Raw genomic sequence first — 26,603 nt, forward strand, 5'->3', positions numbered from 1 at the left:
CCCCTCACCTGGCATCAAACGCCCAGAAGACTCCGACCTCTTCGGATGAGACGACGACGAACCCGAAGTCGCCGATGAACTCGGTGAGAGGATTCCAGTCGGTGACCCCGTTCGTGAGGTCCGGTGACGGTGTTTTCCGCGCTTCAGTGACGTTGCTGTAACAGGAGATTCTGTCTCCGTACCGGTCGAGCACAGTTCGGGCGTCAGCGAGCGCCGCCCTGGTCTGTTCCTCCGTTCCGACCGGTCCCCATTCGTACGTCATCTCAACCAACAGGCGAGCGGCTGTCTCGGCCGTCACGGGGTACAGCCGGCTACCCAGCCCCGCCTCGGACAGCGGGACGAAGGGAAAACAGGGTCGGCTCTTGGTCCGCTCCTCGTCGTTGTCCTTGTCCCAGTCCAGGGTGATCCATCCGCGAGGATCGTCGACCTCCCGGTTCATCACCGCCAGCGCGTCCCTTTGCCAGCCGGCAAGGGTCCTCGGGCCGGTCGCCGCGAAGGTGTACACGTCCTCCAGCAGACGCTGGACAGCGTTTTCCCATGGGACCTGGGTCATAGTTCGCATTCTCTTTTCGTACGGATCGGTCACAGCGCCGGCATGGAAGTGACGACAACGAATGGCGGATCAAGGTTGGGATCGCACTTCAGGCGCGTATCGATGTTCTTCACTTCAATGGGCCTGACATTCATTCCCCCCTCCTTGAAACCCGTCATGGGATCGGACGGGTCGTACGGCTGCTTCCTGACGCTGACACCCGCGACGTCGCCGTTGGGTCCTGGGCCAACGATTTTCTTGTACGGATCATTAAGGTCGGGCGGGCCATCCAGCCATGCCTTGATCTCGGCGGAATGAGCGTCGATGTTGTACTGCGTGTACCGTTGCGCGCTCTCCAGATCGGTGAAGCTGGAAGCCCCCCCCGATTTTGGGTTTCCCGTGCACCCAGGTCCCGGTCGGATCATCGCCCTGATCACGCAGGCGCTGGGCCAGTTGCTCCGGGCTCTTTCCTACGTGCCTGTCCAGGGTGTGTCCGTTCTCAAGCCATTCGCTGCTCGCCAGATCAATGCGGTAGACGCCGTTCTTGGTGTCCTCCGGTTCGGTCCAGCGATGCTCGGTCTTGAATTCGTTGAGCGCCCTCATGCCGAAGCCCTCCGCCCGCGCCTCCTGGGCCTCGAACTTCGGGGCGCTCCGGTGCGCCTCGTCCAAGGGGTCCATGAGCGCGTCGAGTTTCGGAACGAGCGCGTCGACCCGTCGGTTGTACTCGGTGACGATCGCATTCAGCTTGGCGGTGTCCATGTTCAGGACGATGCCCTGGCCCAGCTGGCTCGCGCCCTTGGCGACACCTTTGACCACGCCTTTGACCAGGCCCTTGACGTCGTCCATGCCGACACCGTCTTTGAGGTTGACCTCGACCTTTGGAATCGCGTCGCGTACGGCCTCGATGTAGACGTCCCATACCTCGCGATTGAGATAGACGGCCGCCTCGGCGAATTCGTAGAGGAGATCGCTGATTTTCTGAGCCGTATCGAACAGCACGGTCATCACGGGGTGGTTGGCGGTCTGCGAGGAGGAGCTATCGTGCTTCCACTTGTACCCCTCGCGGTTCTGGCCCCACGACGTCGTGCCCCACAGCGAACTGCAGAAATGGCGCATCGCGTCGTACCACTCGCTGTGGGCTTGCTGCGTGATGCTGCTGACGTTCCCGGTCAGCCCGCTCTCCACCATGGAGAGCGAGGTGGTCGTCGCCATCCACGCCTTGGACAGCGAGTTCAGGTAATGCTGCTGTGGAAACGGATAGACGTCGGCGACCTTGCCCATCCGGAAGGCGTGCTTCACCACCGGCCTCAGCACGTCCCGGACCGGCTCGGGCACCCACTCGAGAAGCCTGCGGATGAAGTCGTCGCCGCCGTCGTCGTCTCCCCACTTCAGGTTCGGCACGGAGCCGTAGGCGGGCGGCTTGTCGATGACCTTCGGCAACGGCTGGATGACCGGCTTGGCCTTCCCCGCGGGGTCGTTGGCCGCCTCCGCCTTCGCATAGGCTTGGCCGTCGAGGTGAAGCCGACTGCCGCACCCCCGATGCTGACGACGCTTTTGGCCCATACCTCGAGGAAGCGATTGCCCACCTTGACATACGACGTCGCGAACGCCTGGGGCGAGGTGCCGTAGCCGCCGGCGTCCGGGTACTTGTGCAGATCGTCGAGCAGGCTCTTGGCGCCTCTGTCCATCACCGTCTGCTGGCTCGCCACACCGCCGGAGACACGGTGGAGGTCGGCCGGCTTGACGTCGATGGTGCCGTTCTGGCCCGGCGGTGGCGTCCCCATCAGCCGGCCCCCAGCCTCGCAGCACGGCCTGGTGCGCTGCCGCATAGTTGATGTGGCTCGTGGTCGCACACTCGTGCAGCCACTTCTGGCACCCGCATCTCGTCCGTGCCGCGCGGCCGGGGTCCGGGATTCGACCAGGTGGATACCGATGTCCGAAGTGCGGACCGGGGGCGGCCCCGCCCGCAAACAGGAGGGGCCGCCGTCGGCACTACCGCGCCGACACCGTCACCGGCGCCGGTGCGTACCCCGTCGGCCGGGCCGCGAACGTGCCCCGGCCCTGGGTGCGGCTGCGCAACCGGGTCGCGTACCCGAAGAGTTCGGCCAGCGGCACGGTCGCGGTGACGACCGCCGAGCCCGACCGGGTGACCGAGCCGGAGACCCGGCCGCGCCGGGCGGCGAGGTCGCCGAGGACGCTGCCCACGGCGTCCTCGGGCACCGTGACCGTGACCTCGACGACCGGTTCCAGCAGGGCCATCGTGCTCGCCCGCAGGGCGCCCTGCAGCGCGAACCGGCCTGCCGTCCGGAACGCCATCTCGGACGAGTCCTTCACATGGGTCGCCCCGTCGGTGAGGGTGACGCGCAGCCCGGTCACCGGGTGCCCGTCGAGCGGCCCCTCGGCCAGGGCGTCCCGGCAGCCGGCCTCGACCGCCCGGACGTACTCCTGCGGCACCCGGCCGCCGACGACCGTCGAACGGAACTCGAAGCCCGCCTCCAGCGGCTCGACCTCCAGGACGACCTGTGCGAACTGGCCCGCTCCGCCATCCTGTTTGACATGCCGATGGACGTACCCGGACGTACCGCGCACGACTGTCTCCCGGTAGGTCACCCTCGGCCGGCCGACCTGCACGTCCAGCCCGTGGGCACGCCGGAGCTTCTCCACGGCGACCTCCAGGTGCAGTTCGCCCATGCCCGAGAGGACCGTCTGCCCGGTCTCGGGGTCGGTCCGCACGACCAGCGACGGATCCTCCTCGGCCAGCCGGGCCAGCGCCGTGGCCAGCCGGTCGGTGTCGGTGGATCGTGCGGCCTCGACCGCCACGGTGACGACCGGATCGGCGACACTCGGCGGTTCGAGGACGAGCGGCGCGTGCGGCGCGCACAGGGTCGAGCCGGCGCGGGCGGACTTCAGTCCGACCACGGCGACGATGTCCCCGGCGACCGCCCGCTCCACCTGGGCGTGCCGGTCGGCCTGCACACGCAGGATCCGGCCGATCCGCTCACTGCGCCGCGCGCCCGCGTCCCACACGGTGTCTCCCTTCTCGATCGTCCCCGAGTACAGCCGCAGGTAGGTCAGCCGTCCCGTCGCTGTGGCGCTCACCTTGAACGCCAGTGCCGCGAGCGGTGCGTCCGGGTCGGCAGCCCGCTCCTGTTCCACCCCGTCGAGCGTGCCGCGCACCGGCGGTACGTCCAGCGGTGACGGCAGGTACGACACGACCGCGTCGAGCAGCGGCTCGATCCCGCGGTTGCGGTACGCCGAACCGCACAGCACGACCACGCCGTCGCCGGTCCGGGTCAGGTCGCGCAGGGCGGAGGCAAGAGTCGCTGCCGTGAGCGTCTCCTGGTCGCAGAACTCCTCCAGCGCGGCAGGGTGCAGCTCGGCGACAGCTTCCTCCAACAGCCGACGCCGCCGCAGCGCCTCGTCCCTCAGCTCCTGCGGAACCGGCTCCTCTACGACCGCCTCGGCGCCGTCGGTCCACACCAGCGCCCACATCCGTACCAGGTCCACCACGCCGGTGAAGCCGTCTTCCGCGCCGATGGGCAACTGCACGACCAGCGGCGCCGCATGGAGCCGCTCGCGAATCGAGGCGACGGCCGTATCGAGGTCGGCGCCCGCGCGGTCCAGCTTGTTGACGAAGGCGATCCTCGGCACGCCGTGCCGGTCCGCCTGCCGCCACACGGACTCGCTCTGCGGCTCGACCCCGGCGACGGCGTCGAACACCGCGACCGCCCCGTCGAGCACCCGCAGCGAACGCTCCACCTCGTCGGCGAAGTCCACATGCCCGGGTGTGTCGATCAGGTTGATCCGGTGCCCGTCCCAGTCGCAGCTGACGGCGGCGGCGAAGATGGTGATGCCGCGGTCACGCTCCTGGGGGTCGAAGTCGGTGACGGTCGTGCCGTCGTGGACCTCGCCGCGCCGGTGGGTGGTGCCGGTGGCGTAGAGGATCCGTTCCGTGACAGTGGTCTTGCCGGCGTCGACGTGGGCGAGGATGCCGAGGTTGCGGACGGTGGTCGGTCGAAGATTCAGTGCGGTACGCACGGCCCATGGCCTTTCGGGATGATTCGGTGAAGGGCAGCGCGATTCCCGGACGGAACGGGCAGGCAAGCGCCAGGCGTTGGTGTTGCGCGTGGCTCAGTCGTTCGTCACGGGTGTCCGGTACCGGCCGCGCAGCGGGCACCGGGCGGCCGGAGACACGAGGATCACCTCGTAGCGGGAGCGGGGAACGACGACGGCGATGCGGTCACGCACGGCCCGGCTCCCCTCGCTCGACTCGCTGTTCGGAACGTGGTGAGTGTAGGGAACCGGGTGGGCGCGGAGCACCGGATTTTTTCGACGTCTACGTCTTCGAGGTTTACGTCTTCGTAGGTCTACGTCCGGACCGCGTCCGGCGTGTAGAAGCGCGCCCGGACCCGCCGCAGCCACGCCTCCGCGGCCGTCTCGTCGGGCTGTTCGGGCAGTACGCTGCGGGACTCGGCGAAGGCCGCCTCGAAACGGTGCAGCAGCGGCAGCGCGGCCGCGGGGTCGGCGGCGACCTGTTCACCGAAACGGTGGTAGCTCTCGGGGTCCTCGACCCGGATGGTCAACTGCCCGGTGGTGTAGAGCTCGTAGCCCTGCTGGCACAGTCGCTTGAGGTGGCGGGCGTGCTTCGCGGTGCGCTTGCGGGTGTCCGCGGAGAACGAACCGTCGCCGCGGCTCCGGAGCTTCCTGAACTGCTGTGTGGCGTACCCGAGATAGGCATCGCGGACCCGCCGGGCGCTCAGGAAGGACGCCCGGATGCCGATGAGCTCGTCGCCGAGCTCCGTCCGCACCTCGTACAACTCCTCCGGCAGCCAGACGAGTTCCATGACGGTCGGATTGCCGCCGAGGGCGAGCCGGCACCACTTCGCCGCCTCGTGCAGGGTGCGGTCGGGGGCCGTGGTGACGTGGGACTCCTTCGGGCCGTGCAGGCCGTGCAGGGCGTCGGTGGGGGCGGCGAACAGGCCGAGCCGGTCCACGTCGGAGCCCTCGTGGGCCAGTCCGTAGGCGGTCGAGCCGACGACGCCGGACAGCAGGATGTTCGTCACGGTCACAGGTCCCCCCGGATTCATCGCGCGCCCCGGTGGCACGGGTGGCGGCGGACCGCCATGATGCCGCGCTCCCCCGGCGGCCGGCCTGCCATTTTCGGGCGACCGCCCAGTCACCCTCGGGTTCGTCGACCGTTCACAGCTGCATCACACCGAGGTCTTCAGCCGCGCCCGGCGCCGAACTAGCGTCCTGGGATCGCCCCTACCCCAACGAGTGAGGTTTCGATGTCCGCAAGACATTTCCTCGCCGGCCTGGCCCTGGTGCCGGTGCTCGCCCTCCCGACGGCCGCTCATGCGACGACGGCGAGTGACCCCGGCGTCCTGCCCCGGAAGTCGCACTTCGACCTGCAGGCCCACCGCGGCGGCCTCGGCATGACGACCGAGAGCACCCTGGAAGGGTTCGGCAAGGCGCTGCGGCTGGGTGTCACCACGCTGGAACTGGACACCCAGGTCACCAAGGACCGGAAGGTCGTCGTCACCCACGACCGGCAGGTCAGCGCCCAGAAGTGCCGGGACACGGCACCGGTCGTGCCGGGCGACCCGATGTACCCGTACGTCGGCAAGTACATCAAGGACCTGACGCTGGCGCAGATCCGCACCATGGACTGCGGTTACCAGCAACTGCCCGGCTACCCCGAGCAGGAGCAGATCAAGGGCGCCCGCATGGTCGAGCTCCGGGACGTCCTGGACCTCGTCAAGAGCTACAAGGCCAGGCAGGTCACCCTGAACATCGAGACGAAGGTCGAAGCGGGAGCGCCCGAGCAGACCGCGCCGCGGGAGCTGTTCGTGCGCCGCGTGTACGAGGAGATCCGCGCCTCGGGCCTCGAGCGCCAGGTCACCATCCAGTCCTTCGACTGGGGCGCGCTGAAGGAGATGCACAGGCTCGCGCCGAGGTGGCCCCTGGTGGCGCTGACGAACTACGACTTCCTCCAGGTCGGCAAGCCCGGTGCCTCCCCCTGGCTCGGCGGGATCGACGCCGACGACTACGACGGCGACTTCGTCAGGGCGGCCGCGGCCGTCCCCGGCGTCAAGGCGCTCTCCCCCAACTACGGCTTCCCGCAGAACGGCAAGATCGGCGACCCCGGTTTCCGCTTCTACCCCGACCGCACGATGATCACCGAGGCCCACGCGCGGGGCCTGGAGGTCGTCCCGTGGACCTGCGACGACCCGGCCACGGTGGAGGCGCTCATGGACATGGGTGTCGACGGCATCATCACGAACTATCCGGACCGTGTCCGGCAGATCATGGCCGACCGCGGGATGCGGCTGCCGAAGGCGTACTTCCCGCGCCACTGACACACACGGCGAGGGCACGCGGACACTGCACACGACTCGTGCGGGCCGAGCGAAGGCTCCGCCCGCACAAGTCGTCCTGGGCGGGTGGGCCGGGACCCGCCCAGTGGCTGGTGCCCGATCGACGCGGCAGTGCGCCTCGCCTCGGACAGCACGGCGTAGGTGTGCCGACGCCCCGTGCCGCGCCGCGGGAGATGCGACGCTTGCCGCGTGCCGGAGTCGGGCGACAGAGTCCCCCAGGTCAGCCGCGCGAGGTCGTTTCCCTGACCCAGGGCAGCGCGAACCGCTCCAACAACACCAAAGCGAAGTAGAGCAGGATGCTCATCAACCCGATCAGGATGATCGCGGCCCAGGCGGTGGCGGTGTCGCCGACCCCACCGGCCTGCACGATCAGATAGCCCAGCCCGGTCTCACCGGCCTGGAACTCGCCGATGACCGCGCCGATCGCGGCGAGCGGCATGGCCACCTTCAGCCCGACGAAGATCTGCGGCAGCGCGGCGGGCAACCGTACCTTCCGGAACGCCTGCCAGCGTGAGGCGTCCAGCGAGCGCGCCAACTCGGCCAGGTCCGCCGGGGTCGACGTCAGGCCGGCCGCGGTGGACAGCACGATCGGGAAGAAGCAGAGCAGGAAGACCATGGTCAGGACCGGCTTCTGCCCCCAGCCGAGCGCCCCCACCAACAGCGGCCCGAGCGCGATCTTCGGAACCGCGTTGACGGCGACCAGCAGCGGCGTGAACATTCGCTCCAGTACCCGCGAGCCCGCCAGTGACAGTCCGATCAGAACTCCGCAGGCGCTGGAGAGAACGAACCCGACAACCGTCTCCACCGTGGTGTCGCCGGTGTGTTCCAGGAACTGGGCCGGGGCTGCGGTGAACGCCGAGAGCACGGCACCGGGCGGAGGGAGCACTGCCGGGTGGATCACCGCCAGCACCGACGTGAGAAGCCACCACACGCCGAGGGCGACCAGCAGCCCGGCCAAGGGCAGCAGCACTACGCCGATGCCCGTCCTGCGCTGTGGTCCGACTCGCGGCACGGGCACCGGCTCCGGGGCCGCCGCCGGGGCCTGCTGCGGCTTCGGGAGTTCGGTCATCCCATCCTTCTCCCAGCGCGGCGTGATCAGGCTTGCGGTACCAGGTCGAAGTCGATGATCTGCTCAGGGGTCATTCCTTGCGGCAGCGCACCCGCGTCCTGCAGGATCGCGATGCTCTTCGCGACCCGCCCGGAGTCCAGCGTCCCGATCGCCGTGCCGGAACCGCCTGGCGTGACGTACGCGGCCATCAACTCCAACTCGGCGGCCGCGGCGGCCGGATTCGTGGCGTCCACGTTCCGCTTCAGGATCTCGGCGGCCTCCTTGGAGTTGGCGAGGCTGTACTCCAAGCCCTTGAGCAGCGCGGTGGTGAACCGCTTCACCATCTCCGGATCCTGCTCGGCGATCTTCTTCGACGTGATCAGCACGTTCCCGTAGAGATCGGGTATCACGTCGCTGTACGGCAGCAGGACGGCCTTCTTCTTGGTCACCGCCTCGATGGTCGGCTTGCCCACCACGAACTGGCCGATGCCGTCCACCGAGCCGCTGGCGAGCGTGCCCATCAGGGTTTGCGCATCGCCGTTGACCCAGGTCACCTTGTCGGCGTCCACTCCGGCCAGTCGGGCGTACGTCGGGAAGAGGTTGCGCACGACAGAGCCGGGCGTGTCGGCGAGCCGTTTGCCCTCGATGTCCTTCGGTGTGGCGATGCCGCTGCCCTCGGTGGTGGCGATGGCGGCCATGGTGCGCTGCTGGATGGCGGCCACCGCGACGAAGTCCTTCGCCCGGCCGCTGCCCATGTGCAGCAGACCTCCCGTCAGGTCGATCGGGCCGAACTGCGCCTGGCCACCCACGACGGCCGGAATCACGCCGCCGGTGCCCTGGCCCGGCTTGATCTCCACGTCGAAGCCGGCCTCTTCGAAGAACCCCTTGTCCTTCGCGACCCAGGCGTACGCGTCCCGGCCGAAGTTGCCGAACGAAGTCAGGTAGGTCACCTTCTCCAGTGCCTTGTCGTCCGCACCGGCACCTGCGTCGGAGTCCGAGCCGCCACATCCCGACACCAGCGCCAGCGCTGTGGCCAGGGCCACCGCGGCGACCGTACGGGCGAACCTGTTCATGCGCACAGTGTTGTCCTTTCCGACCGCAGGCTGCGCCGGCGGAGGGGCGTCGAGACAGACGAGACAGAACGGCGGAACGGACCCGCCGAGGGCATGACACTTGGTGCGGGCAACAGCGTACGAGGGCCAGGCAGTTGTGGGCCAGGTCTGGGGCGTTCACCGACAGGACGACAGGTACCGCTGAGCGGCCTGCTCCGGGTAACCTGACCGGGCGTTGCGAACCGGCCGGCATGGCGACCGCCAGTGGATGGGGAGACCGCCGGATGATCAGACTCACCGGTGTGTCCCGGAGCTTCACCAGCCGGTCCGGTTCGACGGTGGCGCTCCAGGACATCGGCCTTCACATCGCGGAGGGTGAGTTCGTCGCGGTGGTGGGCCGGTCCGGGTGCGGCAAGTCCACTCTGCTCCGGCTGATCGCCGGGCTGCTGCCGGTCACCGAGGGCGAGATCACCGTCGGCGGCGAGCGAGTCACCGGAGCCCGGCGGGATGTCGCCATGCTGTTCCAGCAGCCGGCCCTGCTGCCCTGGCGGTCCGTCCTCGACAACATCCTGCTGCCCGTGGAGATCTTCGGCTGGAGCAAGGCCGAGCACCGCGACCGGGCGTACCGGCTGCTGGAGACGGCCGGACTGAGCGGCTTCGAAAAGCACCGGCCGCACGAGCTCTCCGGCGGTATGCAGCAACGAGTCGCACTGTGCCGGTCGCTGATGGGCGAGCCCCGGGTGCTGCTCATGGACGAGCCGTTCTCCGCACTCGACGCGCTGACCCGCGCGGACCTCGCGGTGGAGCTGCAGCGCATCCACATAGAGAACTCGGCCACAGTCGTCTTTGTCACCCACTCGATAGACGAGGCCGTGCTGCTCGCCGACCGGGTGGTGGTGCTCAGCCCGCGCCCGGGCCGGATCCGCAAGATCGTCGACATCGCCATTCCCCGGCCGAGGATGCTGGGCCGAACTGCGCACCTCGGCGAAGTGGCCCGGTGCAGTGCCGATCTGCACGAGCTGCTGATGGAACGGGACGTGTTCACGTCGGCCGAAACGGAGGGGCGATGACCCTGCGGATCTGCGTCTTCACCGAGCCGCACCGCGGCGCCGACTACGAGGATCAGCTGCGCTTTGCGCGACTCGTCGAAGCCGGCGGGTTCGAGGGCTTCTTCCGGGCCGATCACTACCAGGCGATGGGCGCCGATCCCGGGCTGCCCGGCCCCACCGACGCGTGGCTTACGCTGGGCGCGCTCGCCCGGGAGACCTCCCGGATCCGGCTGGGCACCCTGGTCACCTCGGCCACCTTCCGGCTGCCGGGCCCACTGGCGGTGATGGTGGCGCAGGTCGACCGGATGAGCGGGGGGCGGATCGAGCTGGGCATCGGCGCCGGATGGTACGAACGGGAACACACCTCGTACGGCATCCCGTTCCCGGCCGCCCCGGAGCGCTTCGACCGGCTGGAGGAACAGCTGGCGGTGATCACCGGGTTGTGGCGGACACCGGTCGGCGAGAGCTTCAGCTACCGCGGCGACCACTACCAGCTGGTCGACGCGCCCGCCCTGCCGAAGCCCGTGCAGGTGCCGGCGCCGCCGATCATCGTCGGGGGCCGCGGCCCCAAGCGCACCCCGGAGCTGGCCGCTCGGTATGCCGATGAGTTCAACATGCCCTTCAAGTCGGTGGCAGAGACTGCCCGGGCGTACCAACGGGTTGCCGAGGCATGCGACCGGACCGGCCGGGCCGTCGCCGGTCAGGCACCGCTGGTGCTCTCGGCCGGTGTCGTGGTCGCAATCGGCCGTACCGACGCGGAGGCTCAACGGCGGGCCGCCCCGCTGCACGTCAAGAGCGCGCTGCCGCCGGAGGATCCGGTGGTCGGCTCCCCGGCCCAGCTGGTGGAGCGGCTCGGCGAGTTCTCCACGATCGGCGCAAGCCGTATCCATCTCCGGCTGATCGACTTCACCGACCTCGACCACCTGGAACTCATCGCCGGTGAGGTGCTCCCGCAGCTGTAGCACGTGAAAACCGAGGCGCCTTGTTCCAGAAGGTGACTGCCCGACCGCTGGCACCGTAATTCCAGCACGGCCATGCGCAATTCCGACGTGGCCGACTCCTTCATCCCCCACGCCACCGTGGTCTTCAGGCTCCTGACGGTCGCCGTGCTCGCCTTCGTCGTCCGCGTCGTGCCAGTTCTGCACCGCCCGGTTCGACTGGATTCGTCCTTCGCCGAAGCGCCGCCCACTGCTAGCGTCGCGGCCAACCGGGAGACGGGGGCAGGAGATGGCGGCAGCCGAGGTGATCGATCTGGTGGCGATGGGCGAGGACTTCGTCCGCGATCCGTATCCGGTTTACGCGGCGCTGCGCGAGCGCGGACCCGTGCACAAGGTGCGGATTCCGGAGGGTGCGGAGGCCTGGCTTGTCGTCGGGTACGAGGCCGGGCGGTCCGCGCTCGTGGATCCGCGATTATCCAAACAGTGGAAGAACGCCTCGCCCTCCTTTCCGATCCCCAGTCCATCTGCGGGACCGCACATGCTCAACTCGGACCCGCCGGACCATGAGCGGCTGCGCAAACTGGTCGTGCGCGAGTTCACTCCGCGCCGGATCGAGCAGCTCGCGCCGCGCGTGCAGCAGATCACCGACGAGTTGCTCGACGCGATGGTGGCGCTTCCAGAAGGGCGGGCCGATCTGGTCGAGGCACTCTCGTTCCCGCTGCCGATCTCGGTGATCTGCGAGCTGCTCGGCGTGCCGATGCTGGACCGGGCCGCGTTCCGCGCCTGGACCGGAACGATCCTCACCGACCCCGACCCGGGGGCACGGCTGGCGGCCACGCGTGAGGTGGCCACGTATCTCGCCGAGTTGCTGGAGCGCAAGCGCCGGGCCCCGGGCCAGGACCTGATGAGCGCCCTGATCCGCACCACCGACGAGGACGGCGACCGGCTGTCCGCGGACGAACTGCGCGGTACCGCCTGGCTGCTGCTGGTCGCCGGGCATGAGACCACGGTCAATCTGATCTCCAACGGTGTGCTGGCCCTGCTGACCCATCCCGATCAAATCGCCGCACTACGCGAGGACATGACACTCATGAACAACGCGGTGGAGGAGATGCTGCGCTACGACGGGCCGGTGGAGACGCCGACGTTCAGGTTCACCACCGAGCCGGTCGAGATCGGCAGTACGGTCATACCCGGCGGCGGTGAGCTGGTCCTCGTGGCCCTGGCGGACGCAAACCACGACCCGGCACGCTTCCCCGACCCCGGCCGCTTCGACATCCGGCGACCCGCGGGCGGTCATGTCGCCTTCGGCCACGGCATCCACTACTGCCTCGGCGCACCGCTCGCGCGCATGGAGGCTCGAATCGCGATCCGCGCCCTGCTGGAGCGCTGCCCCGACCTCGCCCTCGACGCCCATCCGGCCGCCCTGTCCTGGCGCCACGGCATGCTCATCCGCGGCCCGATTCAGTTGCCGGTCCGATGGACGTCCCAGCCTTCCCGGACACCGTTCCTGAAGACTGAGCAGGAGTGATCCCATTCAGCCGCACGCCCCGAACGGTCTTGGGCGCACTGGTCCCCGGCGTACTCGACCCCGGGGCGGCGACACGCATCGCGTGCGTGGTCCGATCCCGGGAGGCCAGTTCCCTGCGCGACCCGGCCAGGTGGGTACGGCCAGAGGCGACGGGGAGGCCCCGGACCATCTCTCTGGTGGAGCGGGGGCCCCGCACGCTGGCGCCGTACCCGGCGTCCCAGATCGCACGATCACGTTAACCCGGTCGGCCCAGGAAGCTGCAAGCCTGCGAGCCGACCATCACACGATCGAGCTAACTCGACCTCGTGCACACTCCGGACCGGCCTGGCTCGGCTCGGTCCGCCGATCGCGCCCACCCCGCACCGCCGTACCGGAGAGTGCCGACCAGCCGGTCGCCGATCCAGACCTGGTGGCCCAGGTTTCGGATCTCAGGGCTGACCCTGATGTCCCGGGATCCGGGCCCGTTTACGGTTGTTCTCACCGGCACCGCTCCGGGAGACGGCAGGGAAACACGGGGGACTCACGGGGGAGTACGGGGGAACTGCCGTCCCCGGAGCGGAGCGCCGGCCCGAGCCTGGCAAGGGGTCAGGCTCGCAGATACGTCAACACGGCCATCACCCGGCGATGGTCCATGAGGTCGGCTTCGAGCTGCAGCTTGGTGAAGATGTTCCGTACGTGCGTCTCCACCGTCTTGCCACCGATGACCAGTCGCTGTGCGATGGCCTCATTGGACCGTCCCTCGGCCATCAGGGCCAGCACCTCGCGCTCCCTCGCGGTGAGTTCGTCGAGCGGGTCCGCCGGCCGGGGGGCGTCCATCAGCCGGGCGACGACCTCCGGCTCCACGACGGTCCCGCCGGCGGCGACCCGCTTCAGCGCGTCGGCGAGTTCGTCGGCGTCGGCGACACGTTCCTTGAGGAGGTAGCCGAATCCGTGCTGGTTCTGCAGGAGCGCCTGGACGGTGCCGGCGGTCTCGACGTACTGGGACAGCAGCAGCACTCCGGTGCCGGGGTGGCGCTCGCGGATGGCGGCGGCAGCCCGGATGCCCTCGTCGGTGTGTGTCGGGGGCATACGGATGTCCAGCAGGACCACGTCCGGCCGGTGCCGGTCGACGAGGTCGAGCAGGGGGTCGGTGTCCCCGCAGTGCGCGGGCACCTCGAAGCCCTCGTCGGTGAGAAGACGTACGATCCCCTCCCGCAGAATCGCCGAATCCTCGGCCACGATCACACGCACGGCAGCTCCGCCCTGATCCTCGTCCCGCCGCCCGCGGGGCTGTGAATGTGCAGTACGCCGTCGACGGCGGCGAGCCGGTCCGCGAGGCCGAGCAGACCGCTGCCCCGCCCCGTGTCGGCGCCGCCGACGCCGTCGTCGACCGTCTCGATGACCAGCTTGCCGTCGTGGTGCCGGGCGGAGACACTCACGGCCTTCGCCCGTGCGTGCTTGGCGGCGTTGGACAACGCCTCGCAGACGGTGAAGTAGGCGGTGGACTCGACGACCGGATCGTACCGTCGGGGTTCGGCGGCCACGACGACGGTCAGTTGGGCCTGCTCCGCCAGCGCCTTCAGCGCCGGACCGAGTCCCTCACGGGTGAGGACGGCCGGATGGATGCCGTGCGCGATGCCCCGCAGCTCCTCGAGCGCCAGCTTCAGACTGCTCTCGACCTCGGCGACCGAACGGCGCAGCGACTCGTCCGGATGGTCCGCGAGCCCCCTGTCCAGGCGGCGCAGCGCCATCAGCGCGAAGACGATCCGGGCCTGGGCGCCGTCGTGGAGGTCCCGCTCCAGCCGCTTGCGTTCGGTGTCGGCGGCCCGGACGATGCGCGAGGTCACTTCCTTGGCCTGGTTGCGCAGCCAGACGTTCTCCAGCGCCAGCCGCAGTGCCGCGGACACGGCCTCCAGCAGCTGCGGGTCCTCGGCGAGCGCGGGGTCGTGCCGCAGTAGTGCCAGCGCGGCGCCGCGCGAGGAGTCCACGTGGGTGCGCCCCGCGCCCTCCGGCCGCACGGGCCGGCCTTCGCCGTCGAGATACGCGCCGCGCTCCTCGTTCCACAGGCCCAGCCTCAGCCCGGGGTCGCCGAGCACCCGGGCGAGCGCCTCGCGCAGCCGCACCGGATCCGGGTCGGCGCCGACCTCTATGACCAGGCCGCTCACCTCGGCGCGCTGCAGCTGCATCCGCAGCAGACCGGCGAGGAAGGCCAGCGGCACGGCGGCCTGTGCGAGGTCGGAGGCCAGGTAGACAGCACTCTCCCCGGAGTCGCCGATCCCGGGGACCACGCGCAGCACCACGTGCGAGAGCAGGAAGGCGGTCGCGATGACGACGGCGATCCAGGCCGGCAGCAGCGCCCGCCGTCGCGCCACCGAGGCATGCCGCCAGCGCCTGACGAGCATCACCACCGCGGCCACGGTCAGGACCCAGCCCACCGCCCGATAGGCACCGTCGACGTAGTCGAAGAGTCCCGTGGTGCCGGGCACCAGCAGCAGATTCGGGCCGCAGCCGTGGCAGTCCAGATAGGTGGCGTCCGAGGAGACGGCCGGGTCGAACATCATTGCCCTCAGCAGCCCGCCCACGGCGACGAGCCCGTACGCGAAGAAGACCATGCGTCGCGTCAGCGCGGTGGTGAGGCGCCCGTCGGGGAACGAGAGCAACAGATGCGCCAGGACGGCCATGTTGAGCGCCTCCCACCAGGCGCCCAGGGCAAACAGGGCGGGCACGTCGGTCCCCTGGAGATTGCCCAGGAACCAGGTGACGCCCTCGGCGACCAACAGCGCGCCCGTGCGGTTCGCGGGCCTGCGCCACCAGGCGATCAGGCCCGCGCCCGCATACGTCCAGCCGACGGCCAGATCCCGTGTCACGTCCCCGGCGGAACCACCCGCCCTCGCATAGGCCCAACCGCCGATCGCTCCGGATAAAACGGCTGTCGCCGCTGCCCCGCCCAGCCGGAGCCCCAGGGTGTGCTTTCTCTCCCTCTTCACGGGCCACACCGTAGGCCATCGAGGTGATGCACGAGCCCGTCGGCACCAGGCAGGGGCAGGGGGTGAATGCTGCCGTGACACGACTATGGCTCGGGCTGTTGGTCACGCCACAGCCCGGACAAGCAAGAGACCCCTGGTGAACAGGGGTCTCAACTGGTGTCCGAGGGGGGACTTGAACCCCCACGCCCGATAAAGGGCACTAGCACCTCAAGCTAGCGCGTCTGCCATTCCGCCACCCGGACCAGGTGTCTGCCGCCTTGCCGGGGGTGTTCCCCGGGGCGACACGGACAACAATACCAAGGTTTCGGAGTGCCCTTCACCTGCGTTTCCGTCCCCTGAGGCGGGTGCGTCACCCCGACCGGCCTGGTCACGACGAGTGGTCGGGGTGTCACTCTTCGGTGCAAGTTCGGCAGGCGCGACGGATGATCACGGCATGAGGTGGCAGTCCGGGAAGTTGCCGGGCAGCCTCTCCCCCGCCGGTCCCTGCGTCACCGCACGCACGAGCAGTTCGCCGCCGACAAACGCGCCGCGCCAGGACGCGCCGAAGCCGCCGAACAGCTCGTCGCGGTCGCCACGGGAGCGGGGCTTGCCGTGACCCACCTTGAAGGCGCGGATCTGCGGGGCGAGCCGGTCGAATGTCGCCCGGTCGTCCGTGGACAGCGTGGCGACCAGCGCGCCGTTGGACGCGTTCATCGCGGCCAGCAGCTCCGCCTCCGTGTCGACCAGGACGATGGTGTCGACCGGGCCGAAGGGTTCCGCGTGGTGCAGCGGGGAGGACGGCGGCGGATTCAGGATCGTGACCGGCTGGACGTACGCCGACGTGTCCTGGCCGGGCAGGAAGCTCGCGTCGCTCAGCCGGCCACGATGCAGCGGGACGGCGCCGCGGTCGATGGCCTCGGCCACCTGGTCGTGCAGCTCCTTGGCCTTGGCCGCGTTGATCACCGGCCCGAAGTCCAACGCCGGGTAGGGGTCGTCGCGCTGCTCGACCGCGAGCGGATGGCCGACCCTGAGCGTGCGGACCGCCGGGAGGTACGCCGCCAGGAACTCGTCGAACAGCGCACGCTGGACGACGAAGCGCGGGTAGGCCGTGCAGCGCTGTTTGCCGTAGTCGAAGAGCTTGGGCACGACCGCCGTGAGCGTGTCCCAGTCCGTGAAGTTCCAGAGGCCCCAGGTGTTGAGTCCTTCCTGTTCGAGGATGTGCCGCTTGCCGAGGTCGGCGACGGCCGTGGCCACCGCGGCGCCGGTGTCCCGGCCGCCGACGAAGGAGACACAGCCGATCTCGGGCGCCCGCACCAGCGCCTGGGACAACTCGCCTCCGCTGCCGCTGACGAGGGTGACGGGAAGTCCCTCGCGGGCGGCGAGCGCGCAGGCCAGGGTCAGACAGGCGACACCGCCGTCGGTCGGGGTCTTGGCGATGACCGCGTTGCCTGCCAGTGCCTGTACCAGCAATGCGTGAACGAGCACGCTCATCGGGTAGTTCCAGCTCGCGATGTTGGACACCGGTCCGTCCAGCGGGGCCCGGCCGGCGACCATCGGCTCGATGCCGTCGACGTACCAGCGCACCCCGTCGATCGCCCGGTCGACGTCCGCCTGGGCGAGCCGCCAGGGTTTGCCGATCTCCCAGACCAGCAGCAGCGCGAGCAGTTCGCGGTGCTCGGTGAGGGCGTCCAGGGTGGCCGCGACGCGGGCCCGGCGTTCGTCGAGGGGGATGTGCCGCCAGGCGCGGTGCTGGTCGAGTGAGGCACGTACGGCCTGGTGGGCGGTGGTGCCGTCGAGTCGCGGCGGGCCCGCGATGGGGGTGCCGTCGACGGGTGTGGTGGCGGGCAGGGCCCGGCCGTCGGCCTGCCAAGCGGCGTTCCAGAGGTTGAGGACGCGGTCGTCGCGGAAGGCCTCGGGGGCGACGGCGAGGCAGCGCTGCCAGGCGTCGGCCCAGGAGGTGTCCGACTTGAGGGTGAGGGTGGGTGCCATTGGTGAGCTCCGCTCTCGGTGCACAGTCGAGAGAAAGAGGGCCCGTAAGGGCCTTCCTTGGAAGGATGGTGGTGGGAGACGGGCGGGCGGGAGATGCATGGCTGGTCCCGTGCACGGCTCGCACTGCCGTGCGGGGACGTCGTACGGGGGAAGCTAGTGACGCGCCGGGATGCGCGACAGTCACCTCTCGACAACTATGGGTGACGTCACTCGGTGCCCGCCAGCGTGGCCTGCACCAGACGGGCCGTCTCCGTCGGCGTACTCCCCACCCGCACCCCGGCCGCCTCCAGCGCCTCCTTCTTCGCCTGCGCTGTCCCGGAGGATCCGGAGACGATGGCGCCCGCGTGCCCCATGGTCCTGCCTTCGGGGGCGGTGAAGCCGGCGATGTAGCCGACGACCGGCTTGGTGATGTGCTCGCGGATGTATGCGGCGGCGCGTTCCTCCGCGTCGCCGCCGATCTCCCCGATCAGCACGATCAGGTCGGTTTCCGGGTCGTCCTGGAACGCGGCCAGGCAGTCGATGTGCGTGGTGCCGACGACCGGGTCGCCGCCGATGCCCACGCAGGTCGAGAAGCCGATGTCACGGAGTTCGTACATGAGTTGGTACGTCAGCGTCCCGGACTTCGACACCAGGCCGATACGGCCGGGCTTGGTGATGTCGGCCGGGATGATGCCCGCGTTGGACTGACCAGGGCTGATCAGGCCTGGGCAGTTGGGGCCGATGATGCGCGTGCCCTTCGACCGCGCGTACGCCGTGAAGGCGACCGAGTCGTGCACCGGGATGCCCTCGGTGATGACGACCGCGAGGCCGATACCCGCGTCCGCGGCCTCGACGACGGCTGCCTTGGCGAAGGCGGGCGGTACGAAGACGACCGTGACGTCGGCTCCGGTCGCGTCCATGCCCGCGCGGACCGAGCCGAAGACGGGCACGGCACGGTTGTCGAAGTCGACCGTGCGGCCCGCCTTGCGCGGGTTGACCCCGCCGACGACATTCGTGCCGGCCGCGAGCATGCGCCGGGTGTGCTTCATGCCCTCGCCGCCGGTCATGCCCTGGACGAGGACCTTGCTCTCCTTGGTGAGATAGATCGCCATGTCCCGTCTCCTTAGGCTGCGTTGGCGAGCTGGGCCGCCTTGCGTGCGGCGCCGTCCATGGTGGTGGCCTGCTGGACCAGCGGATGCGCCCGTTCGTCGAGGATCACACGGCCGCGTGCGGCGTTGTTGCCGTCCAGGCGGACGACCAGCGGCTTGGTCAACTGGACCGTGTCCAGGGCCTGCACGATGCCGTCGGCGACCGCGTCGCAGGCGGTGATGCCGCCGAAGACGTTGACGAACACCGACTTCACCGCCGGGTCGGAGAGGATGACGGTCAGACCGTCGGCCATGATCTGGGCGGAGGCTCCGCCCCCGATGTCGAGGAAGTTGGCGGGGCGGGCGCCGCAGCCGGCGACCACGTCGAGGGTCGACATCACCAGTCCGGCGCCGTTGCCGATGATGCCGACCTCGCCGTCGAGCTTGACGTAGTTGAGGCCCTTCGCAGCGGCCACCGCCTCCAGCGGATCGTCGTGCTCCGCCCCCTCGGCGCCCCACCGGGCCTGCCGGAAGCGGGCGTTGTCGTCCAGGGTGACCTTGCCGTCGAGAGCCAGGATCTGTCCCTGCCGGGTGCGCACGAGCGGGTTGACCTCGACGAGGAGGGCGTCCTCGCGGATCAGCACCTCCCACAGCCGTACGAGCACGTCGACGGTCTGTGGCGGCAGTCCGGCCGCCTCGGCGATCTCACCTGCCTTCGCCGAGGTGACGCCCTCGGCAGGGTCGATGTGCACGCGCGCCACGGCATCGGGCCGGGTGGCGGCGACCTCCTCGATGTCCATGCCGCCCTCCGCGGAGGCGATGGCGAGGAAGCCGCCCGCTGCCCGGTCGAGGACGTAGGAGACGTAGAACTCGGTCTCGATGTCGACGGGTTGGGCCAGCATGACCTTGCCGACCGTGTGGCCCTTGATGTCCATTCCGAGGATCTGGCGTGCCGTCAGTTCCGCGGCGGCCGAGTCGGCGGCCGGCTTCACTCCGCCCGCCTTGCCCCGGCCACCCGTCTTGACCTGGGCCTTGACGACGACCCGGCCACCGAGTCGGCGGGCGATCTCGCGCGCCTCCTTGGGCGAGTCGGCGACTTCGGCCCTCGGCACCAAGATGCCGTGCTCCTCGAAAAGTTCCCTTGCCTGGTGCTCGTACAGGTCCATCTCGGCTCCTGTCTGGAAAGTGCCGCACGCCCCCTGGACACCACCCACCGGATGCGGGATAACAAGCTTCATACAGTATTCGTCGACTGTATGCAATGTACCGCGAGAGCGTGCCAACCCCCTATGAAGGGACAGGACTTCGCCATGCCCGACGACACCCAGGACGTGATCTCCGGCGGTCACCTCGTCGCCAAGGCCCTCAAAGCCGAGGGGGTGGATCGCATCTACACCCTGTGCGGCGGCCACATCATCGACATCTACGACGGCTGCGTCGACGAGGGCATCGAAGTCGTCGACGTCCGCCACGAGCAGGTCGCCGCCCACGCCGCCGACGGGTACGCCCGTATCACCGGCAAGCCCGGCTGCGCGGTCGTCACCGCGGGCCCGGGGACGACCGACGCCGTCACCGGAGTCGCCAACGCCTTCCGCGCCGAGTCCCCGATGCTGCTGATCGGCGGTCAAGGGGCCCTCACCCAGCACAAGATGGGGTCTCTCCAGGACCTGCCGCACGTCGACATGATGACGCCGATCACCAAGTTCGCGGCGGCCGTTCCGGACACGGCGCGCGCGGCGGACATGGTGTCGATGGCGTTCCGCGAGTGCTACCACGGCGCGCTCGGCCCCTCCTTCCTGGAGATCCCGCGCGACGTCCTCGATGCGAAGGTGCCGGTGTCCAAGGCACGCGTACCGAAGCCCGGCGCCTACCGCGCCTCCACCCGCTCGGTCGGCGATCCCGAGGCGATCGAGAAGCTCGCCGACCTCCTCGTGCACGCCGAGAAGCCCGCGATCCTGCTGGGCAGCCAGGTGTGGACGACCCGCGGCACCGAGGCGGCCATCGAGCTGGTGCGCACGCTCAACGTCCCGGCGTACATGAACGGCGCCGGACGCGGCACCCTCCCGCCCGGCGACCCGCACCACTTCCAGCTGTCGCGCCGCTATGCCTTCTCCAATGCCGACGTCATCGTCATCGTCGGCACGCCCTTCGACTTCCGTATGGGCTACGGCAAGCGGCTGTCGCCGAACGCGACCGTCGTACAGATCGACCTCGACTACCGCACCGTCGGCAAGAACCGGGACATCGACCTGGGGATCGTCGGCGACGCGGGGCTGGTGCTGAAGTCGGTGACCGAGGCGGCCTCCGGGCGTGTCAACGGGGGCGCGTCGAAGCGCAAGGAGTGGCTCGACGAGCTGCGCGCCGCCGAGCAGACCGCGCTGGAGAAGCGGCTGCCGCAGCTGCGCTCGGACGCCTCGCCGATCCATCCGTACCGCCTGGTCAGCGAGATCAACGACTTCCTCACCGAGGACTCGATCTACATCGGCGACGGCGGCGACATCGTCACTTTCTCCGGGCAGGTCGTGCAGCCCAAGTCGCCTGGGCACTGGATGGACCCGGGTCCCCTGGGCACGCTCGGCGTCGGCGTCCCCTTCGTGCTCGCGGCCAAGCAGGCGCGGCCCGACAAGGAGGTCGTCGCCCTCTTCGGCGACGGCGCCTTCTCCCTGACCGGCTGGGACTTCGAAACCCTCGTCCGCTACAACCTCCCATTCGTCGGCATCGTCGGCAACAACTCCTCGATGAACCAGATCCGCTACGGCCAGGCCGCCAAGTACGGCAAGGAGCGCGAGCGGGTCGGGAACACCCTCGGCGACGTCCACTACGACAAGTTCGCCCAGATGCTGGGTGGTTACGGCGAGGAGGTCCGCGACCCCGCCGACATCGGCCCCGCGCTGCGGCGCGCCCGGGAGTCCGGGAAGCCGTCGCTGATCAACGTCTGGGTCGACCCGGACGCGTACGCCCCCGGAACCATGAACCAGACCATGTACAAGTGAGGTGATCCGGTGACCGCAAAGGCTCTCGAAGGCATCCGCGTCCTGGACATGACGCACGTCCAGTCCGGGCCCTCCGCAACCCAGTTGCTCGCCTGGCTCGGCGCGGACGTCGTCAAGCTGGAGGCGCCGACCGGGGACATCACGCGCAAACAGCTGCGCGACCTCCCGGACGTCGACTCCCTCTACTTCACGATGCTCAACTGCAACAAGCGGAGCATCACCCTCAACACCAAGACCGAGCGCGGCAAGGAGATCCTCACCGAGCTGATCCGGCGCTCCGACGTCATGGTCGAGAACTTCGGACCGGGCGCGGTCGACCGCATGGGCTTCACCTGGGACCGCATCCAGGAGATCAATCCACGGATCGTCTATGCCTCCATCAAGGGGTTCGGCGAAGGCCCGTACACCAACTTCAAGGCGTACGAGGTCGTCGCGCAGGCCATGGGCGGGTCGATGTCGACCACCGGTTTCGAGGACGGGCCGCCGCTGGCGACGGGGGCCCAGATCGGGGACTCGGGCACGGGCGTGCACGCCGTGGCGGGCATCCTCGCGGCGCTGTACCAGCGGGAGCGCACCGGGCGCGGGCAGCGGGTGAACGTGGCCATGCAGCACGCTGTGCTCAACCTCTGCCGGGTGAAGCTGCGCGACCAGCAGCGCCTGGCACACGGCCCGCTCGCTGAATATCCCAACGAGGACTTCGGCGACGAGGTTCCCAGGTCCGGGAACGCGTCCGGCGGCGGCCAGCCCGGCTGGGCGGTCAAGTGCGCGCCGGGCGGCCCGAACGACTACGTGTACGTCATCGTGCAGCCCGTCGGCTGGCAGCCCATCAGCGAGCTGATCGGCCGGCCCGAACTGGCCGACGATCCGGAGTGGTCGACGCCGGAGGCCCGGCTGCCCAAGCTCAACAAGATGTTCCAGCTCATCGAGGAGTGGTCCTCGAGCCTGCCCAAGTGGGAGGTGCTGGAGAAGCTCAACGCGCACAACATCCCGTGCGGGCCGATCCTGTCCACCAAGGAGATCATCGAGGACGCCTCGCTGGTCGCGAACGAGATGGTCGTCCGCGTGCCGCACCCGGAACGCGGCGAGTTCGTGACCGTCGGCAGTCCGCTCAAGCTCTCCGACTCCCCGGTGGACGTGACCAGTTCACCCTTGCTCGGCGAGCACAACGAAGAGGTCTACGTCGGCGAGCTCGGCCTCGGCGACGAGGAGCTGCGCCTGCTCAAGTCGAACGGAGTGATCTGACGTGATGGCCGAAGACCGGGTGCTCAGGGTGCGCGCGCTCCTCGACGCCGTGCGCGCCGAGGGGCGCACGGCGCTGACCGCACCCGAGGGCAAGGTGATCGCCGATGCCTACGGGATCGCCGTACCGGGCGAGGAACTGGCGACCGACGTCGACGAGGCCGTGGCGTACGCGGCGCGGTTCGGCGGGCCGGTCGTGATGAAGATCGTCTCGCCGGACATCCTGCACAAGACCGACGCCGGCGGTGTGGTCGTCGGCGTCGAGGGGGCCGGTGACGTACGGGCCGCGTTCCACAAAATCATCGACAACGCGCGCGCGTACAACGCGGACGCCCGCATAGCGGGTGTGCAGGTGCAGGAGCTGCTGCCGCAGGGACAGGAAGTCATCGTCGGCGCGGTGACGGACCCGACGTTCGGGAAGGTCGTGGCCTTCGGGCTCGGCGGAGTGCTGGTCGAGGTCCTCAAGGACGTCACGTTCCGGCTCGCGCCCGTGGACGCCGCCGAGGCGCTCTCCATGCTGGACTCGATCCGATCGGCGGAGATCCTGCGCGGGGTGCGCGGAGCGGCGGGCGTGGACCGGTGGGCGATCGCCGAACAGATCCGCCGGGTCTCCCAACTCGTCACGGACTTCCCGGAGATCGCCGAGGTGGATCTCAACCCGGTGATCGCCACCCCGGAGGGAGCGATCGCCGCGGACATCCGCGTGATCCTCTCCGAGGCGCCCGCGAAGCAGCGCCGCCGCTACTCGCGCGACGAGATCCTCACCTCCATGCGCCGGTTGATGCAGCCGCGCTCGGTCACCGTGATCGGCGCCTCCAACGAGCAGGGCAAGATCGGCAACTCGGTGATGCGCAACCTCGTCGACGGCGGCTTCCCGGGAGAGATCCACCCGGTGAACCCCAAGGCCGATGACATTCTGGGCCGCAAGGCGTACAAGAGTGTCACGGACGTTCCCGGTGAGGTGGATGTGGCCGTCTTCGCCATCCCCGCCAAGTTCGTGGCCGCGGCGCTGGAGGAGGTGGGGCGCAAGAAGATCCCCAACGCCGTGCTGATCCCGTCCGGGTTCGCGGAGACCGGCGAGCACGAACTCCAGGCCGAGATCGTCGAGATAGCGGAGCGGCACGGCATCCGGCTGCTCGGCCCGAACATCTACGGCTACTACTCGACCTGGCAGGACCTGTGCGCCACGTTCTGCACGCCGTACGACGTCAAGGGCGGGGTGGCGCTCACCTCGCAGTCCGGCGGCATAGGGATGGCGATCCTGGGCTTCGCCCGGACCACGAAGACCGGCGTGTCGGCGATCGTCGGCCTGGGCAACAAGTCCGACCTGGACGAGGACGACCTGCTGACCTGGTTCGGCGAGGATCCGCACACCGAGTGCATCGCCATGCACCTGGAGGACCTCAAGGACGGCCGCGCGTTCGTGGAGGCCGCGCGGGAGACCGTCCCCAAAAAGCCGGTCGTGGTGCTGAAGGCGGGCCGTACGGCAGCGGGCGCGAAGGCCGCCGGCTCGCACACGGGGGCCCTCGCGGGCGACGACGCCGTGTACGACGACATCCTGCGGCAGGCCGGTGTCATCCGGGCGCCCGGGCTGAACGACATGCTGGAGTACGCGCGCGCGTTGCCGGTGCTTCCTGCTCCTCAGGGTGACAACGTCGTGATCATCACCGGGGCGGGCGGCAGCGGCGTACTGCTGTCCGACGCGGTGACCGACAACGGCCTGACCCTGATGGAGATCCCGCCGGACCTGGACGCGTCGTTCCGGAAGTTCATCCCGCCCTTCGGGGCCGCGGGCAACCCGGTGGACATCACCGGGGGCGAGCCGCCGTCGACGTACGAGGCGACGATCCGGCTGGGTCTGGAGGACCCGCGCATCCATGCGCTCGTCCTCGGCTACTGGCACACCATCGTCACCCCTCCGATGGTCTTCGCCGAGCTCACCGCGCGCGTGGTGGCCGATTTCCGGGAGCGCGGGATCGAGAAGCCGGTGGTGGCGTCGCTCGCCGGCGACGTCGAGGTCGAGGAGGCCTGCCAGTACCTCTACGAGCGGGGTGTCGTGGCGTATCCGTACACGACCGAGAAGCCGGTGGCCGTACTCGGCGCGAAGTACCGCTGGGCCCGGGCATCAGGGAGGCTCGGGGCCGAAGGCCCCTCCGCTGAGGGTGGCGGCGGGCGACGGGCGGGACTGTTGGGGGGCGGCTCATGAGGTGAGCGAACAGGGAGCCGGCCGACGGTGCGCGTCGGCCGGCCCCGGGACCCGTGCGCGCACGAAAGGCATTGGACAGGGGGCGCTGGCCAGAACTTTCGACGCAAGGGGTGCAACACGACATGACAACGACCGATTTTCCGACATCGGTTGCCTACCGAGAGGTGGCCGACGCCAACGGGCGCGTCTACCGCATCGGTGAGACCGACATCGACATCATGGGCCGCAAACGCAAGTGGATGGTCATCCTGCCGTGGGTCGGCATGATGGGCATCAGCTCGGCCGAGTACGCCTTCGCGTCCGCCGAGGACACGCTGCACACGGCGCACAGCTGGAGCAGCGGGCACATCTTCTGGATGCTGGGCGTCTGGGTCTTCTTCCAGGCCGCGGTGGCCTTCCCGGCGGGGAAGCTGCGCGAGAGCGGCAAACTTCCGGCCCGCTGGGCGATGATGCTGGGTGCCGTCGGCACGCTGCTCGGCTATCTCTCGCTCGCGTTCGCGCCGCATGTGATCGTCGCGTACATCGGCTTCGGCATGTTCAGCGGCATGGGCGCCGGCATGGTCTACGCGACGTGCGTGAACATGGTCGCCAAGTGGTATCCGGAGCGCAAGGGCGGCAAGACGGGCTTCGTCAACGGCGGTTTCGCCTACGGCTCGGTGCCGTTCGTCTTTCTCTTCACCGGCTACATGGACCTCACCAACTTCCGCTGGGTGCTGGTCTCGGTCGGTCTCTTCCTCGCCGCGGTCGTGGCGGTGGCGGGCTACTTCTTCAAGGACCCGCCGAAGAACTGGTGGCCGGCCGACGTCGACCCGCTGAAGAAGCCCGACGACGCCCGCGCCCGGCGCGCGCTGGAGAAGAACCCTCCGGCCGTGCACCAGTACACCCCCATGGAGGCATGGCGGACGGGCCGCGTGGCGCTCATGTGGTTCTGTCTGCTGTGCACCTCGGGCGTGAACATCTTCGGTATCGCCTTCCAGGTGCCCTTCGGTGACGAGGCGGGCTTCGCGGGCGGCATCGTGGCGACCGCGATGTCGCTGAAGGCGATCGTGAACGGCACCGGCCGCGGTGTCATCGGCTGGCTCTCCGACCGCTACGGCCGCAAGCAGTGCCTGATCTTCGTCTGCATCGTCCTCGGACTGTCGCAGTACGGCATCCTGTTCTCCGGCAACATCGGCAACCTGCCGCTGTTCCTGCTGTTCTCGTCCATCTCCGGTTTCGGCGGCGGCGCCATCTTCCCGATGTTCGCGGCGATGACCGCCGACTACTTCGGCGAGAACAACAATGCCTCCAACTACGGCCTGGTGTACTCGTCGAAGCTGGTCTCCGGCCTGCTCGGCTCCGGCATGGGTGCCGTGGTGGTGGCCGCCTGGGACTACGCCGGCGCGTTCGTCCTGGCCGGCTCGATCTCCCTGTTCGCGGGCTTCGTGGCGCTGTTCCTGCACCCGCCGGGGCGGCCCAGGGCCAAGGGCATCGCTCCCAACCCGCACCCGCTCGGCGAGGAGATGGCCTGACATGGCGGCCTCCGTCGCCGGGCACGACCCACCGTCACACCCCGACGCCGCGCACCGTCCCCCACCATGACCTGAAGGCCCTCCCCGCGAGTGGACGCTGTTGGTAAATCGGGTGCGGGCGTGACG

General features: G+C 69.4%; 20 protein-coding genes and 1 tRNA gene. 8 read left to right on the plus strand and 13 right to left on the minus strand.

All coding sequences use genetic code 11. The features are described from left to right. Nucleotides 1–4: 4 nt before the first annotated feature. The 5 genes from ACKTSN_RS07435 to ACKTSN_RS07455 form a co-directional block, all read right to left on the minus strand. On the minus strand, nucleotides 5–586 hold the full coding sequence (locus ACKTSN_RS07435; RefSeq protein ID WP_409468357.1) for a hypothetical protein: 582 nt from the start codon (nucleotides 584–586) through the stop codon (nucleotides 5–7). Continuing rightward, a complete protein-coding gene (locus ACKTSN_RS07440) occupies nucleotides 583–891 on the minus strand; it encodes a hypothetical protein (RefSeq protein ID WP_409474765.1) in 309 nt (102 codons plus the stop codon). Before ACKTSN_RS07440 ends, ACKTSN_RS07435 begins: the two co-directional genes overlap by 4 nt. Next, entirely contained in the window at nucleotides 803–2,095 is a 1,293-nt protein-coding gene (locus ACKTSN_RS07445) for a hypothetical protein (RefSeq protein WP_409468358.1), read from the minus strand. Before ACKTSN_RS07445 ends, ACKTSN_RS07440 begins: the two co-directional genes overlap by 89 nt. Before the next feature lie 429 nt (nucleotides 2,096–2,524). Continuing rightward, the gene (fusA, locus tag ACKTSN_RS07450; RefSeq protein ID WP_409468359.1) at nucleotides 2,525–4,570 is read right to left on the minus strand and encodes an elongation factor G; all 2,046 of its coding nucleotides are present in this window, start codon (nucleotides 4,568–4,570) and stop codon (nucleotides 2,525–2,527) included. A 329-nt stretch (nucleotides 4,571–4,899) separates the two neighbouring features. Further along, nucleotides 4,900–5,601, minus strand: coding sequence for a nucleotidyltransferase domain-containing protein (locus ACKTSN_RS07455; protein ID WP_409468360.1), 702 nt, complete (start codon nucleotides 5,599–5,601; stop codon nucleotides 4,900–4,902). A gap of 219 nt (nucleotides 5,602–5,820) precedes the next feature. On the opposite strand from ACKTSN_RS07455, the gene ACKTSN_RS07460 reads away from it, so the two are divergent. Continuing rightward, a complete protein-coding gene (locus tag ACKTSN_RS07460) occupies nucleotides 5,821–6,891 on the plus strand; it encodes a glycerophosphodiester phosphodiesterase family protein (RefSeq protein ID WP_409468361.1) in 1,071 nt (356 codons plus the stop codon). Between the two features lie 238 nt (nucleotides 6,892–7,129). On the opposite strand, the gene ACKTSN_RS07465 is transcribed toward ACKTSN_RS07460, so the two are convergent. Beyond that, on the minus strand, nucleotides 7,130–7,978 hold the full coding sequence (locus ACKTSN_RS07465) for an ABC transporter permease (protein ID WP_409468362.1): 849 nt from the start codon (nucleotides 7,976–7,978) through the stop codon (nucleotides 7,130–7,132). Between the two features lie 26 nt (nucleotides 7,979–8,004). Beyond that, entirely contained in the window at nucleotides 8,005–9,030 is a 1,026-nt protein-coding gene (locus tag ACKTSN_RS07470; RefSeq protein WP_409468363.1) for an ABC transporter substrate-binding protein, read from the minus strand. Between the two features lie 263 nt (nucleotides 9,031–9,293). On the opposite strand from ACKTSN_RS07470, the gene ACKTSN_RS07475 reads away from it, so the two are divergent. From ACKTSN_RS07475 to ACKTSN_RS07485, 3 genes are all read left to right on the plus strand, one after another. After that, nucleotides 9,294–10,079 carry an ABC transporter ATP-binding protein gene (locus tag ACKTSN_RS07475; RefSeq protein ID WP_409468364.1) on the plus strand — a complete coding sequence of 262 codons (786 nt, stop codon included), beginning with the start codon at nucleotides 9,294–9,296 and terminating at the stop codon, nucleotides 10,077–10,079. After that, nucleotides 10,076–11,020 carry an LLM class F420-dependent oxidoreductase gene (locus ACKTSN_RS07480; RefSeq protein WP_409468365.1) on the plus strand — a complete coding sequence of 315 codons (945 nt, stop codon included), beginning with the start codon at nucleotides 10,076–10,078 and terminating at the stop codon, nucleotides 11,018–11,020. Before ACKTSN_RS07475 ends, ACKTSN_RS07480 begins: the two co-directional genes overlap by 4 nt. A gap of 265 nt (nucleotides 11,021–11,285) precedes the next feature. Then, nucleotides 11,286–12,527, plus strand: coding sequence for a cytochrome P450 family protein (locus tag ACKTSN_RS07485; protein WP_409468366.1), 1,242 nt, complete (start codon nucleotides 11,286–11,288; stop codon nucleotides 12,525–12,527). Between the two features lie 585 nt (nucleotides 12,528–13,112). Here the strand turns inward: ACKTSN_RS07485 and ACKTSN_RS07490 are convergent. The 6 genes from ACKTSN_RS07490 to sucC form a co-directional block, all read right to left on the minus strand. Beyond that, on the minus strand, nucleotides 13,113–13,751 hold the full coding sequence (locus ACKTSN_RS07490) for a response regulator transcription factor (protein ID WP_409474766.1): 639 nt from the start codon (nucleotides 13,749–13,751) through the stop codon (nucleotides 13,113–13,115). Continuing rightward, nucleotides 13,748–15,373 carry a sensor histidine kinase gene (locus ACKTSN_RS07495; RefSeq protein ID WP_409468367.1) on the minus strand — a complete coding sequence of 542 codons (1,626 nt, stop codon included), beginning with the start codon at nucleotides 15,371–15,373 and terminating at the stop codon, nucleotides 13,748–13,750. Before ACKTSN_RS07495 ends, ACKTSN_RS07490 begins: the two co-directional genes overlap by 4 nt. Before the next feature lie 274 nt (nucleotides 15,374–15,647). Next, nucleotides 15,648–15,735, minus strand: a tRNA-Leu gene (locus ACKTSN_RS07500). A gap of 184 nt (nucleotides 15,736–15,919) precedes the next feature. Further along, nucleotides 15,920–17,461, minus strand: a complete 1,542-nt coding sequence (locus ACKTSN_RS07505; RefSeq protein WP_409468368.1) for an aldehyde dehydrogenase family protein — start codon at nucleotides 17,459–17,461, stop codon at nucleotides 15,920–15,922. A 206-nt stretch (nucleotides 17,462–17,667) separates the two neighbouring features. Beyond that, entirely contained in the window at nucleotides 17,668–18,552 is an 885-nt protein-coding gene (gene sucD, locus ACKTSN_RS07510) for a succinate--CoA ligase subunit alpha (RefSeq protein ID WP_409468369.1), read from the minus strand. A gap of 11 nt (nucleotides 18,553–18,563) precedes the next feature. Then, entirely contained in the window at nucleotides 18,564–19,694 is a 1,131-nt protein-coding gene (sucC, locus tag ACKTSN_RS07515; protein ID WP_409468370.1) for an ADP-forming succinate--CoA ligase subunit beta, read from the minus strand. Between the two features lie 144 nt (nucleotides 19,695–19,838). On the opposite strand from sucC, the gene ACKTSN_RS07520 reads away from it, so the two are divergent. From ACKTSN_RS07520 to ACKTSN_RS07535, 4 genes are all read left to right on the plus strand, one after another. After that, nucleotides 19,839–21,521 (plus strand): thiamine pyrophosphate-binding protein, encoded by a 1,683-nt coding sequence (locus ACKTSN_RS07520; protein WP_409468371.1) that lies wholly within the window; start codon nucleotides 19,839–19,841, stop codon nucleotides 21,519–21,521. Between the two features lie 9 nt (nucleotides 21,522–21,530). Continuing rightward, nucleotides 21,531–22,763: a formyl-CoA transferase gene (gene frc / locus ACKTSN_RS07525; RefSeq protein WP_409468372.1), complete on the plus strand. Its 1,233-nt coding sequence runs from the start codon at nucleotides 21,531–21,533 to the stop codon at nucleotides 22,761–22,763. A gap of 4 nt (nucleotides 22,764–22,767) precedes the next feature. Then, the gene (locus ACKTSN_RS07530) at nucleotides 22,768–24,966 is read left to right on the plus strand and encodes an acetate--CoA ligase family protein (RefSeq protein ID WP_409474767.1); all 2,199 of its coding nucleotides are present in this window, start codon (nucleotides 22,768–22,770) and stop codon (nucleotides 24,964–24,966) included. Nucleotides 24,967–25,088: 122 nt separating this feature from the next. Then, nucleotides 25,089–26,477, plus strand: a complete 1,389-nt coding sequence (locus ACKTSN_RS07535; RefSeq protein ID WP_409468373.1) for an OFA family MFS transporter — start codon at nucleotides 25,089–25,091, stop codon at nucleotides 26,475–26,477. Nucleotides 26,478–26,603: the final 126 nt, after the last annotated feature.

This window comes from Streptomyces flavusporus (assembly GCF_046267975.1).
GTDB lineage: Bacteria > Actinomycetota > Actinomycetes > Streptomycetales > Streptomycetaceae > Streptomyces > Streptomyces flavusporus.